We start from the raw sequence: 15875 nt of genomic DNA, 5'->3' as shown, positions 1-15875 counted from the left end.
AGCGAACCGCCGCCCCTCCGGGACACACCGCCCGTACAGGCCCGGCGCCGGGAAACCAGGCCACCGCCGCCGCGTCGGACAGCTCCGCCCGCCCACCGCCCGCACCGGAGCCGCCCGCACCGGCACCGTCCAGACCGGCACCGTCCAGACCCCGCAGCAGCCGGCGCACCTCGTCACGCCAGCGGGCCGCCCAGCCGGGATGCCCGCCGCCACCAAGCGAACCGCCGCCCCTCCGGGACACACCACCCGCACAGGCCCGGCGCCGGGAAACCAAGCCACCGCCGCCCAGACGGGCCCACTCACCCGCACAGGAGCCACCGCCACCAAGCGAACCGCCGCCCGCCCGGGGCACACTGCCCCCAGAGGCCCGGCCGCCGGGGCCGGGCCGGGCGGAGCGAGGAGGCCGGGATGCGGGTCGGACTGCTGCGGGCGGTGGGTGCGGCGACGGCGGTGTACGGGGTGGCGGTGACGGCTTGGCCGGGGCTGCTGGCCCGCCCCTCGGGTCTGGCCGATGCCGACGGCCGCACCGCCGAAGCGACCGCGGTCTCCCTGCGCCCACTGGGCTGGCGCGACGCCGTCAGCGGCACGGCCCTGCTGCTGGCCCCGGGCGGGGCGGCCCTGCGCCTGGCCGCCCTGGTGCGGATCGGCGCGGACCTCGGTGATGCGCTGCTGCTCGGCCGTACCCTCCCGGCCCCCGGCCGCCGCCGGGCAGCCGTCGCCGTCTCGGTCGGCTGGGGAACCCTGTCAGTCGCCGGCCTCCTCCTCCCCGACCGCCCCACCCGCTGACCAACCATCCCGGACCATCCATCCCGGGCGGCACGGCCCACCCCGCACCCGCCCCAGCGGCGCGAGGAACCGCGCGGCCGACCCCCACCCCGAGAGCACCGCACAAACCGCTGCCCCGGTGGCCGCACAGTCACCTCGCCACCAGGTCAGTGCGCAGCGTCCTCCCAGTTCGGCCCGACCCCGACCGAGACGTCCAGCGGCGCCGCCAGCGGGTAGGCCGCCGCCATCTCGCGGCGGACCAGGTCCTCGACCTGCTCCCGCTCTCCCGGTGCCAGCTCCAGCACGATCTCGTCGTGCACCTGGAGCAGCATCCGGGACCGGAGCCGCTCCCTGGTCAGCCCCGCGTCCACCCGCAGCATGGCGATCTTGACGATGTCCGCCGCCGAGCCCTGGATCGGCGCGTTGAGCGCCATCCGCTCGGCCATCTCGCGGCGCTGCCGGTTGTCGCTGGTCAGGTCGGGCAGGTAGCGGCGGCGCCCGAGCAGGGTCTCGGTGAAGCCGGTGCCCCGGGCCTCCTCGACCGCCCGCCGCAGATAGTCCCGTACGCCGCCGAAGCGCTCGAAGTAGTCCTCCATCAGCCGCCGTGCCTCGGCCGCCTCGATCCCCAGCTGCTGCGAGAGCCCGAACGCCGACAGGCCGTACGCCAGGCCGTAGGACATGGCCTTGATCTTGCGGCGCATCTCGGCGTCGACCGCGCCCTTCTCCACCGTGAAGACCTGCGAGGCCACCGTGGTGTGCAGGTCCTCGCCGGAGGTGAACGCCTCGATCAGGGCGGCGTCCTCGGACAGGTGGGCCATGATCCGCAGCTCGATCTGCGAGTAGTCCGCCGTCAGCAGCGACTCATAGCCCGCACCGACCACGAAGGCCCGCCGGATGGACCGGCCCTCCTCGGTGCGCACGGGGATGTTCTGCAGGTTGGGGTCCTGCGAGGAGAGCCGGCCGGTGGCGGCCACCATCTGGTTGAAGGTGGTGTGGATGCGGCCGTCCTCGGCCACCGTCTTGATCAGGCCCTCGACCGTGGTGCGCAGCTTGGCCTGGTCGCGGTGGCGCAGCAGGATGACGGGCAGCTGGTGGTCGGTGCGGGCGGCCAGCCAGAGCAGGGCGTCGGCGTCGGTGGTGAAGCCGGTCTTGATCTTCTTGGTCTTGGGCAGGCCCAGCTCACCGAAGAGGATCTCCTGCAACTGCTTGGGGGAGCCCAGGTTGAAGGGGTGCCCCACCGCCGCGTGGGCCTCCTCCACGGCCTGCTGCACCGCCGCCGCGAACTGGGACTCCAGGGTGGAGAGCCACTGCCGGTCGGCCGCGATGCCGGTGCGCTCCATCCGCGCGAGCAGCGCCGACATCGGCAGCTCCACATCGCGCAGCAGGTCCATCGCGCCGTCCTTGGCCAGCCGCTCGTCGAAGACGTCGGCCAGGTCGAGCACGGTGCGGGCCTGGACCATCAGGGCCTGGGCGGCGGCCTCGCCGTCGTCCTCGTCGTCGCCGGAGGTGTCGAAGGAGAGCTGGCCGCTCTCCGTCTCCGCTGCGGGCTGGAGCGAGCGGCCGAGGTACTCCTCGGCGAGGCCCTCCAGGGCGAAGCTGCGCCGCCCGGGTTTCTCCAGGTAGGCGGCCAGTGCGGAGTCGGCGGTGACTCCGGCGACCTGCCAGCCGTGCTCGGCGAAGGCCCGCATCACCTGCTTGGCGATGTGCATGGCCTTGGGCCGGGCCTCGTCCGCCAGCCAGCCGGCCAGCGCCTGTTCGTCCTGTTCGTCCAGCTCGGCCGGGTCCAGCCAGGCGGCGGGCCCCGCCGGGGTGGCGAGTGCCACCTCGTGGACCCGGCCCGCGCCGAGTGCCCAGTCGTACACGGCGGCGACGCCGATCCGCTCGCCGCCGGCGGTGTGCTCGGCCAGCCAGGCGGCCACCGCGCCGGGGGCGGCCAGCACCGCGCCGTCCACGTCGACGCCGGGGCCGACCGGTGCTGCGGCCGCCTCCTGCGCCGCCGCGCCGGGGTCGACGGCGAACAGGCGCTCGCGGAAGTTGGGGTTGCGGAACTCCAGTGCGTCCAGCAGGGTCGCCATCGCGTCGCGGTCGTACGGGGTGCGGGCCAGCTCATGGACGCCGAGCGGCAGTTCCACGTCGCGGACCAGCTCGGTGAGCACCCGGTTGCGCTTGACCGACTCCAGGTTGTCCCGCAGCTTCTCGCCGATCTTGCCCTTGACCTCGTCGACCCGCTCGACCAGGGCGTCGAAGGAGCCGAACTGGTTGATCCACTTCGCCGCCGTCTTCTCGCCCACGCCGGGGATGCCGGGCAGATTGTCCGACGGGTCGCCGCGCAGCGCCGCGAGGTCGGGGTACTGGGCGGGGGTGACGCCGTACTTCTCGGCGACCTTCTCCGGGGTGTAGCGGGTCAGCTCGGAGACGCCCTTGGTGGGGTAGAGCACGGTGACGTGCTCGCTGACCAGTTGCAGGGCGTCCCGGTCGCCGGTGACGATCAGCACCTCGAAGCCCTCGGCGGCGGCGGCGGTCGCCAGGGTCGCGATGATGTCGTCCGCCTCGAAGCCCGCCAGGGACATCCGGGGCAGCCGCATGGTGTCCAGCAGTTCTCCGATCAGCCCCACCTGGCTGCGGAACTCGTCCGGTGTCGTCGCGCGGTTCGCCTTGTACTCGGGGAACTGCTCGGACCGGAAGGTCTGCCGGGAGACGTCGAAGGCCACCGCGGCATGCGTCGGCGCCTCGTCCCGCAGGGTGTTCGCCAGCATCGAGGTGAAGCCGTAGACCGCGTTGGTCGGCTGCCCCGTGGTGGTGTTGAAGTTCTCCACCGGCAGCGCGTAGAACGCCCGGTACGCCAGCGAATGCCCGTCCAGCAGCATCAGCCGGGGTCGGCTCCCGCCGCCCGAACCGCTCCGCGCCACGCTCTGACCCGCCACTTGTCCGTCCGTCCTGCCGACTGCACTGACACCCGAATCCTAGGGGGCGCCACCGACACCGGACACGGGGCGACAAAGCGGGCACCCCCGGCGGGGCCGTCCGACCCCGCAAGTACGATCACCAGCAGCCAGCCCCGACCACCGGGACGACACGCCGCAGGGAGCACCATGGCCGAGCCCGCCGCCACCGCCGCCGACACGCCCGACCAGCCGACAGAGCAGCCGACCGCCGAGGGCCCGCGCCTGGACATCCCGCAGGAGGTGATCGACCACTTCGCCAAGCTCGGCGTCGACCCGGCGACCTTCTCCGGCGGCGACCTGGGCCGCCGGATGGGCATCCGGGTCGTGGAGGCGTCACCCGAACGCGTCGTCGGCACCATGCCGGTGGACGGCAACCGGCAGCCCTACGGCCTGCTGCACGGCGGCGCCTCGGCCGCGCTGGCCGAGACGCTGGGCTCGGTGGGCGCGATGCTGCACGCCGGTCCGGGCCGGTACGCGGTCGGCGTCGACCTCAACGCCACCCACCACCGCTCGGCCACCTCCGGCATGGTCACCGGGGTCGCCACCGCCGTGCACCGGGGCCGGACGGCCGCCACCTACGAGATCGCCATCACCGACGACCAGGGCCGCCGGATCACCAGCTGCCGGCTGACCTGCATGCTGCGCGACACCTGAGCGGCCCGGGGCCGCCCGGCCCGCCCCGGCTAGCCCGGCTGCTCCGCGCCGTCCGCCAGCGGAGCGGTCCGGCGCAGCCGCAGCAGCTGCCGTGCCGCCGCGCCCCGGCGGGGCGGCAGCCGGCCGCCGGGGCCGTCCCCGAGCAGCATCCGCCGCAGCACCGAGGTGGGCACCGCGCGCCGCACGGTCACCGGTGCGAAGCCCCAGCGGGCGAAGAACCGGTTGGCCTCGCGCAGCCCCGGGTGGACGTTGACGGCGACCCGGTCGGCACCGGCTTCCTCGGCGTACGAGGCGGCGGCGGCCAGCAGCGCCCGTCCCACCCCGCCGCGCCGGAAGCCGTCGCGGACGTGCAGGTAGTCGACGTGCGCGGCCCGTCCGCCGTGCAGCGGGGAGAGCGGACGGCAGCTCAGATAGGCCATTCCGGCGGGGACTCCGTCGACCGTGGCGACCAGGAAGCGCACCTCCGGTGCGGCCTGCGCCTGCCGCAGCACTTCCGCGAGCTCCTGCTCGGTGGGCGCGGGCAGCCCGCGCGACCAGCGGCCGAGCACACCGTGCACCTGGGTCCAGCACTCCGCCAGTTCCGGCAGGTCAGCCGGACGCGCCTCGCGTACCGAGATCAGGGCCCGCGTCATGGAGCACGCACCTCCCGCCAACCTGCCGCGCACGCCGTCGCGTGCCCGGCCACCGCGCCCACCGGCGACGCCGTGCGGGGCCATGTGCAGCGGAGCGTACGGCACCCGGCCGACACCGGTACAGCCCGGCTCGGCGCGCCGCGCCCGGACGGCCGCCGGGCCGCCGCCGGGACCGGTGGTCCCCGGGGCGCAGCTGTGCAGGTGGGCCGTGCGCGGATGGACCGTTTCGCCCTCGGTCCGCCGGGGCATGCCCAGCCGCGAAGGGGGAGCGTATGGGGAGCGTACGAGGTGTGAGGGGGCGCGGCGCGGCGGCGCCGGGACCGTTATCGCGACGGGTGTGGCCACCACCGCCCGCGTCGGCACTTCATTTCACGAGTGTTACGCACTGTTACAGGAATGCCCTACGGAGCAGGTGGACGACCCTGCGGAACCCGTCCGTATACGCCCGGCCGATCGCCCGCTGGACGCCAGCTGGACCGTCCGCTCATCGGAGCACCAGGGCAGCTGAGCGGACGGCACAGCTGCGTCCACGATTTGGACACACCGGCCGCCACCTGCGAGTTTGCCCCTCAGATCATCTCGCCTGTCGGAACATGGTGCCCTATCAGCCGCCCGAACACCAGCATGCGAGACAAATGATCGATGTGTTCATAACAAGAGAATCACAGATGCATCCAACGCCGCCGGTTCATACCACTGGCATCTAGAGTCACCGCCAGTCACCACGCCCAGGTCGCTCCGGACCGGCGTCGTGACTCGGCGCCTCGCCGCGAGGGGCCTGACGGATGAGGAAAGGACAGAACGTGCGTCAACGTTCCCTGCTGGTGCTGAGTGCCGCCGTCACCGCCGGCGCCCTGGCCCTCAGCGCCTGCGGCTCCCGTGGGGAGAGCAAGTCGGCAGGCGGCAAGGCTTCGGGCGATACGACCGTCTACATCGGTGTCGACGCCCCGCTCTCCGGCGACCTGTCCGCCCTCGGGCTCGGCATCAAGAACTCCGCGGACCTGGCGGTCAACCAGGCCAACGCCAGGAAGTACGTCCCGGGCATCACCTTCAAGATCAAGCCCACGGACGACCAGGCGCAGCCCGCCTCCGGCCAGCAGAACGCCACCGCCCTGGTCGGCGACAAGACCGTCCTCGGCGTGGTCGGCCCGCTCAACTCCAGCGTGGCGCAGTCGATGCAGAAGATCTTCGACCAGGCCAAGCTGGTGGAGGTCTCCCCGGCCAACACCAGCCCCGACCTGACCCAGGGCCCCAACTGGGCGACCGGCGACAAGTCCCGCCAGTTCGCCTCGTACTTCCGCACCGCCACCACCGACGCCATCCAGGGCCCGTTCGCCGCCCAGTACCTCTACAACGAGGCGAAGAAGACCAAGGTCTTCGTGGTCGACGACAAGAAGACCTACGGCGCGGGTCTGGCCGCCACCTTCAAGGGCGAGTTCACCAAGCTGCACGGCACCGTGGTCGGCGTGGACCACGTCAACCCGGACGACCGCGACTTCTCCGCCGTGGTCACCAAGATCAAGAACTCCGGCGCCCAGGCCGTCTACTACGGCGGTGAGTACCCGGCGGCCGGTCCGCTCTCCCAGCAGCTCAAGCAGGCCGGCGCCGACATCCCGCTGATGGGCGGCGACGGCATGTACAGCGCCGAGTTCATCAAGCTCAACAAGAACGCCGCCGGCGACCTGGCCACCTCGGTCGGCTACCCGGTCGAGCAGCTGCCCTCGGCCAAGGAGTTCATCGCCAACTACAAGTCCGCCGGCTACAAGGACGCCTACGAGGCGTACGGCGGCTACTCCTACGACTCCGCCTGGGCCGTCATCGAGGCCGTCAAGGCCGTCGTCGCGGACAACGGCGGCAAGCTCCCCGACGACGCCCGCGCCAAGGTCGTCGAGGCCATGTCCAAGGTCTCCTTCGAGGGCGTCACCGGCACGGTCTCCTTCGACGAGTACGGCGACACCACCAACAAGCAGCTGACCGTCTACCAGGTCAAGGGCGGCGACTGGGTCCCCGTCAAGAGCGGCACCTTCACCGGCTGAGGTCTCCCCGCAGTCGAACCACCACCGCGCGGGGGCGCCACGGCGCCCCCGCGCGGCGTCACATCCGACACCCTTCAACGGAGGCCCTGCGGTGCACGAACTGCCGCAACAGCTGGCCAACGGCCTGGCCCTCGGCGCCATGTACGGCCTGATCGCCGTCGGCTACACGATGGTCTACGGCATCGTCCAGCTCATCAACTTCGCCCACGGCGAGATATTCATGGTCGGCGGCTTCGGCGCGCTCACCGTCCACTTCGCACTGCCCGGCAGTACCAGCCTCTGGTTCGCCCTGCCGCTGATGATCATCGGCGGCATCATCGTCTCCGTGCTGGTCGCCACCGCCGCCGAGCGGTTCGCCTACCGGCCGCTGCGCGGCGCCCCCCGGCTGGCACCGCTGATCACCGCGATCGGGCTCTCCATCGCACTCCAGCAGGTCGTCTGGAAGTTCTACCCCAACGCCAAGAAGGCCATCAGCTTCCCGCAGATCCCCGGCGGCCCCTTCCACCTCGGCTCCATGACCATCCAGCGCGCCGACGTGTTCCTCTTCGTCGCCGCCCCGCTGTGCATGGTCGCCCTCGGCCTCTTCGTCGGCCGGACCCGCACCGGACGCGGCATGCAGGCCACCGCCCAGGACCCGGACACCGCCAAGCTGATGGGCGTCAACACCGACCGCATCATCGTGCTGGCCTTCGCCATCGGCGCCGCCTTCGCCGCCATCGCCGCCGTCTCCTACGGGCTGCGCACCGGGCAGGTCGACTTCCGGATGGGCTTCATCGCCGGCCTCAAGGCGTTCACCGCCGCCGTCCTCGGCGGCATCGGCAACATCTACGGAGCCATGCTCGGCGGCATCGTCCTCGGCCTCGCCGAAGCACTCGCCACCGCCTACGTCCAGGACATCCCCGGGCTCCACCAGCTCGGCAGCGGCGCCTGGAAGGACGTCTGGGCATTCGTACTCCTCATCGTCGTGCTGCTCCTCAGACCACAGGGCCTGCTGGGCGAGCGCGTCGCGGACAGGGCGTGAGGCCGATGAGCACCGACACCACCCGGCGCGCCCCGCTCGGCGGCGCACTGCCCCCCGGCGCGGCCCGCGCCCTCACCGCCGCCGGCGGCCTGGCCACCGCCGCCGCCACCTTCCTGTCCTGGACGTGGACCGACGACTTCCCCGGCGACCTCACCGTCAGCGGCTACCCCGGCGGCCTCCAGGTCCTCACCCTGGCCGTCGGGCTGCTCACCCTGCTGTACGCGGCGGCCTCCTACCAGCCGCGCGGCCTGCGCTGGCTCGCCCCCACCGGCACCACCGCCGCCCTGCGGCTGCTCGCCCTCGGCGCCGCCGCCACCACCTGGTACACCGTCATCGCCATCGCCTGGGAACTCGGCGGCCTGGCCAACCTCGACCCCGGCGCCTGGGTCGCGGCCGTCGCCGTGCTGCTCCCCCTCGCCGGAGCCTTCGCGCTGCCGGACGACCGGCGGCGGGCCGCACCGGCCGCGCCACTGGCCTCCTGGGCCGAGATCCTGCTGATCATCGCCGCCTTCGGCATCGGCCTGCTGGTCTTCACCTACGGCATCGACACCGCGTACGGCGAGCTGTTCGTCGGCTTCCTGATCACCGTCGGCTTCGCCGCCGCCGCGCTGCTCCGGTCCGGGCTGATCCGCCGGGTCTCCGACCTCACCGCCCGATACCGGCCGGTCGCCACCGCCGCCGCCTTCGCCGCCGCGGCCGCCTTCCCGTTCACCCAGACCAGCGACGAGTACACCTCCGTCGCCGCCAACATCCTGATCTTCGCCACCGTCGCGCTCGGCCTCAACGTCGTGGTCGGCCTCGCCGGACTGCTCGACCTGGGCTATGTCGCCTTCCTCGGCGTCGGCGCCTACACCGCCGCGCTGGTCTCCGGGTCCGTCTCCTCCCCCTGGGGCGTCCACTTCCCGTTCTGGGCCGCCGCCCTCACCGGCGCCGCCGCCTCCATGATCTTCGGCGTACTGATCGGCGCCCCCACCCTGCGGCTGCGCGGCGACTACCTCGCCATCGTCACCCTGGGCTTCGGCGAGATCTTCCGCATCACCATGAACAACCTGGACGGCACCAACGGCCCCCACATCACCAACGGGTCCAACGGCATCCCCAACATCCCCGACCTGGTCATCTTCGGCTTCGACTTCGGCCAGAGCCACGACGTCGGCGGCATCACCCTCGGCCGGTTCTCCAACTACTACCTGCTGATGCTGCTCTTCACCGGGATCGTCGTCACCGTCTTCGCCCGCAGCGGCAACTCCCGGATCGGCCGCGCCTGGGTCGCCATCCGCGAGGACGAGACGGCGGCCGGCGCCATGGGCATCAACGCCTTCCGGCTCAAGCTGCTCGCCTTCGCCCTCGGCGCCTCGCTGGCCGGCCTGGCCGGCACCGTACAGGCCCATGTCACGTACACCGTCACCCCCGAGCAGTACCAGTTCGCCGGCTCCGTACCGCCGAACTCCGCCTTCCTGATCGCCGCCGTCATCCTCGGCGGCATGGGCACCATCAGCGGACCGCTGGTCGGCGCCTCGCTGCTCTACCTGATCCCCAAGAAGCTGGCGTTCCTGGCCGACTACCAGCTGCTGCTGTTCGGCCTCGCCCTGATCCTGCTGATGCGGCTGCGCCCCGAGGGCCTGATCGCCGGCCGCCGCCAGCAGCTCGAATTCCACGACGCTGACCCGGCCACCGGCTCCGGCGCCCTGAACCCCGACCCGCGCGGGTCCACCGTCGGCCTCACCAAGGCAGGGGCGTGAACCACCAGATGACCACCGAGACCATCCCCGGCCCCGCCGCCGACCCGGCACCCGCCCCCGGCGAGCCGCTGCTGCGGGCCACCGGCGTCACCATGCGGTTCGGCGGCCTCACCGCCGTCGACAACGTCGACCTCACCGTCAACGCCGGTGAGATCATCGGCCTGATCGGCCCCAACGGCGCCGGCAAGACCACCTTCTTCAACTGCCTCACCGGCCTGTACGTCCCCACCGAGGGCACCGTCGGCTACCGGGGCCGGGTCCTGCCGCCCAAACCCCACCTGGTCACCAGGGCCGGAGTCGCGCGGACCTTCCAGAACATCCGGCTCTTCGCCAATATGACCGTGCTGGAGAACGTCCTCGTCGGCCGGCACACCCGCACCAAGGAGGGCCTGCTCTCCGCCCTGCTGCGCGGCCCCGGCTTCCACCGCGCCGAAGCGGCCGGCCGCGAGCGCGCCATGGAGCTGCTCGCCTTCGTCGGCCTGGACGCCAAGGCCGACCATCTCGCCCGCAACCTCCCGTACGGCGAGCAGCGCAAGCTGGAGGTCGCCCGCGCGCTGGCCAGCGACCCCGGGCTGCTGCTGCTCGACGAACCCACCGCCGGGATGAACCCGCAGGAGACCCGGGCCACCGAGGAGCTGATCCTCGCCATCCGGGCCCAGGGCATCGCCGTGCTGGTGATCGAGCACGACATGCGGTTCATCTTCAACCTCTGCGACCGCACCGCCGTCCTGGTCCAGGGCCGCAAGCTGATCGAGGGCGACTCCGCGACCGTGCAGGGCGACGAACGGGTGATCGCCGCGTACCTCGGTACGCCCTTCGAGGGCGCACCGGGCGACGAGGAGGCCCGGCAGGTGGCGGCAGCCGAAGCCGCTGCTGTGACCCCCGAGCCCACCGTGACCCCTGGGGAGGACGACCAGTGACCGCCCTGCTCGAGGTCGAGGACCTCCGCGTCGCCTACGGCAAGATCGAGGCCGTCAAGGGGATCAGCTTCACCGTCGAGGCCGGGGAGGTGGTCACCCTGATCGGCACCAACGGCGCCGGCAAGACCACCACCCTGCGCACCCTCTCCGGGCTGCTCAGACCGGTCGGCGGCCGGGTGCGGTTCGACGGGCGGTCGCTGCACGACATGCCCGCGCACCGGATCGTGTCACTCGGGCTGGCGCACTCCCCCGAGGGCCGCCACATCTTCCCCCGGATGACCATCGAGGAGAACCTGCTGCTCGGCGCGTTCCTGCGCCGCGACGCCGCCGGTGTCCAGCGGGACGTGGACCACGCTTACGCCCTCTTCCCCATCCTGGGCGAGCGCCGCAAGCAGGCAGCCGGCACCCTCTCCGGCGGCGAGCAGCAGATGCTCGCCATGGGCAGGGCCCTGATGTCGCGGCCCAAGCTGCTGATGCTGGACGAGCCCTCGATGGGCCTGTCCCCGATCATGATGCAGAAGATCATGGCGACCATCACCGAGCTGCGGTCCGGCGGCACCACCATCCTGCTGGTCGAGCAGAACGCCCAGGCCGCCCTGTCGCTGGCCGACCACGGCCATGTCATGGAGACCGGCCGGATCGTGCTCTCCGGCACCGGCGAGGACCTGCTGCACGACGAGTCGGTCCGCAAGGCGTACCTGGGCGAGGACTGACCCGGGGGCGAGGAGCGACCCGAGGCGAGGGGCCCGGTCACCCGTTCACGGGATGGCCGGGCCCCTCGGGTTCGCCGCGCTCAGCCCTCGGCGGACGACTGCTCCTCGGCCTTCCGCCGGTCCTGGGCCACGCCCTCCTCGATCACGGCCTCGGCCACCGCCCGCATGGTCATCCGGCGGTCCATCGAGGTCTTCTGGATCCAGCGGAACGCGGCCGGCTCGGTCAGCCCGAACTTCGACTGGAGCACGCTCTTGGCCCGGTCCACCAGCTTGCGGGTCTCCAGCCGCTGGGTGAGGTCACCGATCTCCTCCTCCAGCGCCCGGATCTCGGTGTACCGGGAGACGGCCATCTCGATGGCGGGCACCAGATCGCTCTTGCTGAACGGCTTCACCACGTACGCCATGGCCCCGGCGTCCCGCGCCCGGTCCACCAGCTCGCGCTGCGAGAACGCGGTCAGCATCAGCGTCGGCGCGATGTGGGCCTCGTGGATCTGCTCGGCGGCGGACAGACCGTCCAGCACCGGCATCTTCACATCCAGGATCACCAGGTCGGGCCGCAGCTCCTCGGCCAGCCGCACGGCCTCCGCCCCGTCCCCGGCCTCCCCGACGACGGTGTAGCCCTCCTCCTCCAGCATCTCCTTGAGGTCCAGCCGGATCAACGCCTCGTCCTCGGCGATGACGATCCGGGTGATCTGGGGCGACACGGGCTCGTGCGGCTCTTCGGCGGCGCTCACGGTGCTCCTCGTTCAGGCTGGGTGCTGCATGCACGAGGGTACCCAGACACGGTATGTTTGGTGGGCAGTGGGGGCGGGTCTCACCTTTGAATCCGCTGCGCTCCGGTAGTCCAATCGGCAGAGACGATACCCTCAAAAGGTATTCAGTGTGGGTTCGAATCCCACCCGGGGCACTTCGCCTTGTTTTCCAAGGTCGCCAGCCGCTCTGTGATATTCATCGGCCCGGTGGGGGTGCGCCTCCGTGTACGACATGGCGACCCGGCGCCGAGCTGTGGAGCTTTACCGGCGCGGCCACTCCCTCAGCGAGATCGGCCGCCGTACCGGGATCTCCCGCTCGGCGATCCGGCAGTGGACGGTCCGCATATCGCCGCTTTCCGGAATGCGCGCCGAGTGCCCGGTGAATGCCGGGGTTCTCGACCGGTCGATCGGTCGCGGCGATTACGCGTACCTGCTGGGGCTCTACCTGGGCGACGGCTGCATCAGCCCAGCCGCCCGGGGCGTCCATGCGCTGCGGATCTCCTGCGGCAACTGCTGGCCGGGGCTGATCGATCTCTGCGCCGGGACGGTCCGGGCGGTGCTGCCCGGCAACTCGGTGTCCCGGGTACGGGCGGCGGGCTGCACCCAGGTGGTGAGCTTCAGCAAGCACTGGCCGTGCCTCTTCCCCCAGCACGGCCCGGGGAAGAAGCATGAGCGCCGCATCGCCCTGACGCAGTGGCAGCAGGACATCGTCGGGGCGGAGCCCTGGCCGTTCATCCGCGGGCTGGTCCACTCGGACGGCTGCCGGATCACCAACTGGACCACCAGGTCCGTCGCGGGCGTGCCCAGGCGCTATGAGTACCCCCGCTACTTCTTCACCAACACGTCCGAGGACATCGTCGGCCTGTACACCGGGACGCTCGACGCGGTCGGCGTGGCCTGGACGGCGGCACGGCGCGGCGGCGGTGCGGTGAACGTGTCCGTGGCCCGCCGGGCGTCGGTGGCGCTGATGGACCGGTACGTCGGGGCCAAGCACTGACCCGCAGGGTGCCCGGGGACGCCCTGCGGGTCGGGTGGTGCGGTGGGTCAGGGCATGTGCGGGGCGTCGTCCTCGCCGACGTGGTGGACGCGGACGAGGTTGGTGGAGCCGGCCAGGCCGGGTGGGGAGCCGGCGGTGATGACGACGATGTCGCCCTTGCGGCAGCGGCCGATCTTGAGCAGTTGGGCGTCCACCTGCTCGACCATCTCGTCGGTGTTGGCCGCGAGCGGGCCGAGGAAGGTCTCCACGCCCCAGCTGAGCGAGAGCTCGCTGCGGACGGCGGGCTCATAGGTGAAGGCGAGCACCGGGATGGGCGAGCGGTAGCGGCTGAGCCGCTTGGCGGTGTCGCCGCTCTGGGTGAAGGCCACCAGGAACTTGGCGCCCAGGAAGTCACCGATCTCGGCGGCGGCGCGGGCGACCGCCCCGCCCTGGGTGCGGGGGCGGTTGCCGGCGGTGAGGTCCGGCAGGCCCTTGGCGAGGATGTCCTCCTCGACGGCGGTGACGATGCGGGCCATGGTCTTGACGGTCTCGACCGGGTACTTGCCGACGCTGGTCTCGCCGGAGAGCATCACCGCGTCCGTACCGTCCAGCACGGCGTTGGCGACGTCGCTGGCCTCGGCCCGGGTGGGCCGGGAGGCGTTGATCATCGACTCCAGCATCTGGGTGGCGACGATGACCGGCTTGGCGTTGCGCTTGGCCAGCTTGATGATCCGCTTCTGGACCAGCGGCACCTGCTCCAGCGGCATCTCCACGCCCAGGTCGCCCCGGGCCACCATGAAGCCGTCGAACGCCTCGATGATCTCTTCGAGGTTCTCGACGGCCTGCGGCTTCTCGATCTTGGCGATGACGGGGACCCGGCGGCCCTCCTCGGCCATGATCCGCCGGACGTCGTCGGCGTCGCGGGCGGAGCGGACGAAGGAGAGGGCGATCAGGTCGGCCCCGATGTTCAGTGCCCAGCGCAGGTCTGCGACGTCCTTGTCGGAGAGTGCGGGGACGCTGACGGCGACACCGGGGAGGTTGAGCCCCTTGTGGTCGGAGACCATGCCGCCCTCGATGACGATGCAGTGGACCCGGGGGCCCTCCACATCGGTCACCTCCAGGGTGACCCGGCCGTCGTCCACCAGGATGCGCTCGCCGCGCGAGACATCGCCGGCCAGGCCCCGGTAGGTGGTGCCGCAGATGGTGCGGTCGCCCGGGACGCCGGGCTCGGTGGTGATGGTGAACTCGTCGCCGCGTTCGAGGAGGACCGGGCCCTCCGCGAAGGTGTCGAGCCGGATCTTGGGGCCCTGGAGGTCGGCGAGGATGCCGACGCTGTGCCCGGTCTCGTCGGATGCCTTGCGGACCCGGCGGTAACGCTCCTCGTGCTCCGCGTAGGAGCCGTGGCTGAGATTGAGGCGGGCCACATCCATGCCGGCCTCGACCAGGGATTTGATCTGGTCGTAGGAGTCGGCGGCTGGCCCGAGGGTACAGACGATTTTTGCTCGGCGCATACGTCCGAGCGTAGGGATTACCGGCGCGTAACACCGAAGTACTGGCAGTCCGTCATATGTCGTGCAGGAGAACAGTCGAAGAACTCCACAAGCTTCGCTCAACCGGGCAGCAGCTCGACGTCGGCGGCGCGGACATAGCCGATCCGGTGGCCGAACTGCACGACCAGGTGCGGTTCGGCGCCGGTGACGGTGGTGGCGGCGTCGATGCGGTGCACGCTGGGGACCGGGCCGCCGCAGGCGTAGCGCTGGCCGGGGTGCAGCCGGCCGATGGGGACGGCGGCGGGCGGGGCGGTGCCGGCCGGGTAGTCGGCCGGGTCGGGATAGGCGCGGCCGTGCACCGGGACGGGGGCGTGGCGCGGCTGTACGGCGGCGCCTCGGACGGGTACGGCGGTGGGGGCGTCGGCGGGGTCGTGGAACCAGGCGCGGCGGCCGTCGTACCAGATGGCGGTCCACTCCCCGGCCCGCCCGGCGGTGGCGAAGCGCTGGCCGGCGGCGGCGCGGCCGGTGGTGTCGTGCAGGCAGCCGGGGCCGAGCAGGGGTGCGTCGGGGTCGGGGTGGCTGCGCAGCGGGACGAAGTTGGCGGGGCGGGCGGGTGCGCCGGGGTGCCGGTCGCAGGCGGCGAGGGGCTGCGGGTTGCGCTGCCAGCCGGGGTGGACGGCGAGCAGCGGGGCGCCGGGCGGCGCGGTGGGGCCGAGCGGGTGGCCGAGCAGGCGCAGCAGCCGGGCCCAGTCGTAGTAGGGGCCGGGGTCGGTGTGCATGGCGGGGGTCCGCTCGGGGAGCGGCGGGGGGACGTTGTCGTGGCCGAGCAGGTGGGTGCGGTCCAGGGGGATGCGGTGGCGGGCGGCGAGGTGGCGGACCAGGGCGGCGGTGCCGCGGTAGAGGGCGTCGGTGTAGCCGTGGCCGTCGGCGGCGCTGCCTTCCTGTTCGATGCCGAGTGAGGTCTGGTTGAGGTACCAGTTGCCCGCGTGCCAGGCGATGTCGCGGTCGGCGGCCATCCGGGTGAGGTGGCCGTCGTGGGAGCGGACCACCCAGTGGGCGGAGACCTGGCGGGCGGGGTCGGTGAAGATGGCGAGGGTGGTGGCCCAGTCCTCCTCGGTGCAGTGCAGGACCAGGGTGGTGATGGGCAGGTCGCGGGGGCGGTCGGCCCGGTCGTGGTTGGCGGGGTGGGCGGGGACGGTGTCGTGGCGGGGCGGTGCGGTCACGGGTGC

The 15875-nt window shown here is 72.2% G+C and carries 13 protein-coding genes and 1 tRNA gene; 9 read left to right on the top strand and 5 right to left on the bottom strand.

Going from position 1 to position 15875, the window contains the following annotated elements:
• The first annotated feature begins 408 nt into the window (after nt 1-408).
• Nucleotides 409-786: a hypothetical protein gene (locus ACIQGZ_RS11995; RefSeq protein ID WP_402601147.1), complete on the top strand. Its 378-nt coding sequence runs from the start codon at nt 409-411 to the stop codon at nt 784-786.
• Nucleotides 787-932: 146 nt separating this feature from the next.
• Here the strand turns inward: ACIQGZ_RS11995 and polA are convergent, their stop codons facing one another.
• Entirely contained in the window at nt 933-3632 is a 2700-nt protein-coding gene (gene polA / locus ACIQGZ_RS11990; RefSeq protein ID WP_402601464.1) for a DNA polymerase I, read from the bottom strand.
• A gap of 225 nt (nt 3633-3857) precedes the next feature.
• Between polA and ACIQGZ_RS11985 the strand changes: the two genes are divergently transcribed.
• A complete protein-coding gene (locus ACIQGZ_RS11985; protein WP_402601146.1) occupies nt 3858-4364 on the top strand; it encodes a PaaI family thioesterase in 507 nt (168 codons plus the stop codon).
• 29 nt (nt 4365-4393) lie between these two features.
• Here the strand turns inward: ACIQGZ_RS11985 and ACIQGZ_RS11980 are convergent, their stop codons facing one another.
• Complete coding sequence (locus tag ACIQGZ_RS11980; protein WP_402601145.1) at nt 4394-4996, bottom strand: GNAT family N-acetyltransferase; 603 nt, start codon at nt 4994-4996, stop codon at nt 4394-4396.
• An 803-nt stretch (nt 4997-5799) separates the two neighbouring features.
• Between ACIQGZ_RS11980 and ACIQGZ_RS11975 the strand changes: the two genes are divergently transcribed.
• The 5 genes from ACIQGZ_RS11975 to ACIQGZ_RS11955 all read left to right on the top strand — a co-directional run bounded on the left by ACIQGZ_RS11975 (nt 5800) and on the right by ACIQGZ_RS11955 (nt 11428).
• Nucleotides 5800-7032, top strand: a complete 1233-nt coding sequence (locus tag ACIQGZ_RS11975; RefSeq protein WP_402601143.1) for a branched-chain amino acid ABC transporter substrate-binding protein — start codon at nt 5800-5802, stop codon at nt 7030-7032.
• 91 nt (nt 7033-7123) lie between these two features.
• Nucleotides 7124-8053, top strand: coding sequence for a branched-chain amino acid ABC transporter permease (locus ACIQGZ_RS11970; protein WP_402601142.1), 930 nt, complete (start codon nt 7124-7126; stop codon nt 8051-8053).
• A gap of 5 nt (nt 8054-8058) precedes the next feature.
• On the top strand, nt 8059-9795 hold the full coding sequence (locus ACIQGZ_RS11965; protein ID WP_402601140.1) for a branched-chain amino acid ABC transporter permease: 1737 nt from the start codon (nt 8059-8061) through the stop codon (nt 9793-9795).
• Between the two features lie 8 nt (nt 9796-9803).
• Entirely contained in the window at nt 9804-10715 is a 912-nt protein-coding gene (locus ACIQGZ_RS11960; protein ID WP_402601462.1) for an ABC transporter ATP-binding protein, read from the top strand.
• Nucleotides 10712-11428, top strand: coding sequence for an ABC transporter ATP-binding protein (locus tag ACIQGZ_RS11955; protein WP_402601139.1), 717 nt, complete (start codon nt 10712-10714; stop codon nt 11426-11428). The genes ACIQGZ_RS11960 and ACIQGZ_RS11955 overlap by 4 nt, the downstream gene beginning before the upstream one ends.
• A gap of 80 nt (nt 11429-11508) precedes the next feature.
• On the opposite strand, the gene ACIQGZ_RS11950 is transcribed toward ACIQGZ_RS11955, so the two are convergent.
• Nucleotides 11509-12162, bottom strand: a complete 654-nt coding sequence (locus tag ACIQGZ_RS11950; RefSeq protein WP_402601138.1) for an ANTAR domain-containing response regulator — start codon at nt 12160-12162, stop codon at nt 11509-11511.
• A 99-nt stretch (nt 12163-12261) separates the two neighbouring features.
• On the opposite strand from ACIQGZ_RS11950, the gene ACIQGZ_RS11945 reads away from it, so the two are divergent.
• Nucleotides 12262-12335 (top strand) — tRNA-Leu (locus ACIQGZ_RS11945).
• Between the two features lie 68 nt (nt 12336-12403).
• Nucleotides 12404-13177, top strand: a complete 774-nt coding sequence (locus ACIQGZ_RS11940) for a helix-turn-helix domain-containing protein (RefSeq protein ID WP_402601136.1) — start codon at nt 12404-12406, stop codon at nt 13175-13177.
• Between the two features lie 47 nt (nt 13178-13224).
• On the opposite strand, the gene pyk is transcribed toward ACIQGZ_RS11940, so the two are convergent.
• Both pyk and ACIQGZ_RS11930 read right to left on the bottom strand, forming a co-directional pair.
• Nucleotides 13225-14667: a pyruvate kinase gene (gene pyk, locus ACIQGZ_RS11935; protein WP_402601134.1), complete on the bottom strand. Its 1443-nt coding sequence runs from the start codon at nt 14665-14667 to the stop codon at nt 13225-13227.
• Nucleotides 14668-14765: 98 nt separating this feature from the next.
• On the bottom strand, nt 14766-15869 hold the full coding sequence (locus tag ACIQGZ_RS11930) for an N-acetylmuramoyl-L-alanine amidase (protein WP_402601132.1): 1104 nt from the start codon (nt 15867-15869) through the stop codon (nt 14766-14768).
• Nucleotides 15870-15875 lie beyond the last annotated feature (6 nt).

Origin of the sequence: Streptomyces sp. NPDC092296 (assembly GCF_044755465.1) — a bacterium.
Taxonomy (GTDB): Bacteria; Actinomycetota; Actinomycetes; order Streptomycetales; family Streptomycetaceae; genus Peterkaempfera.
This window is presented reverse-complemented; position numbering and strand designations above follow the sequence as displayed.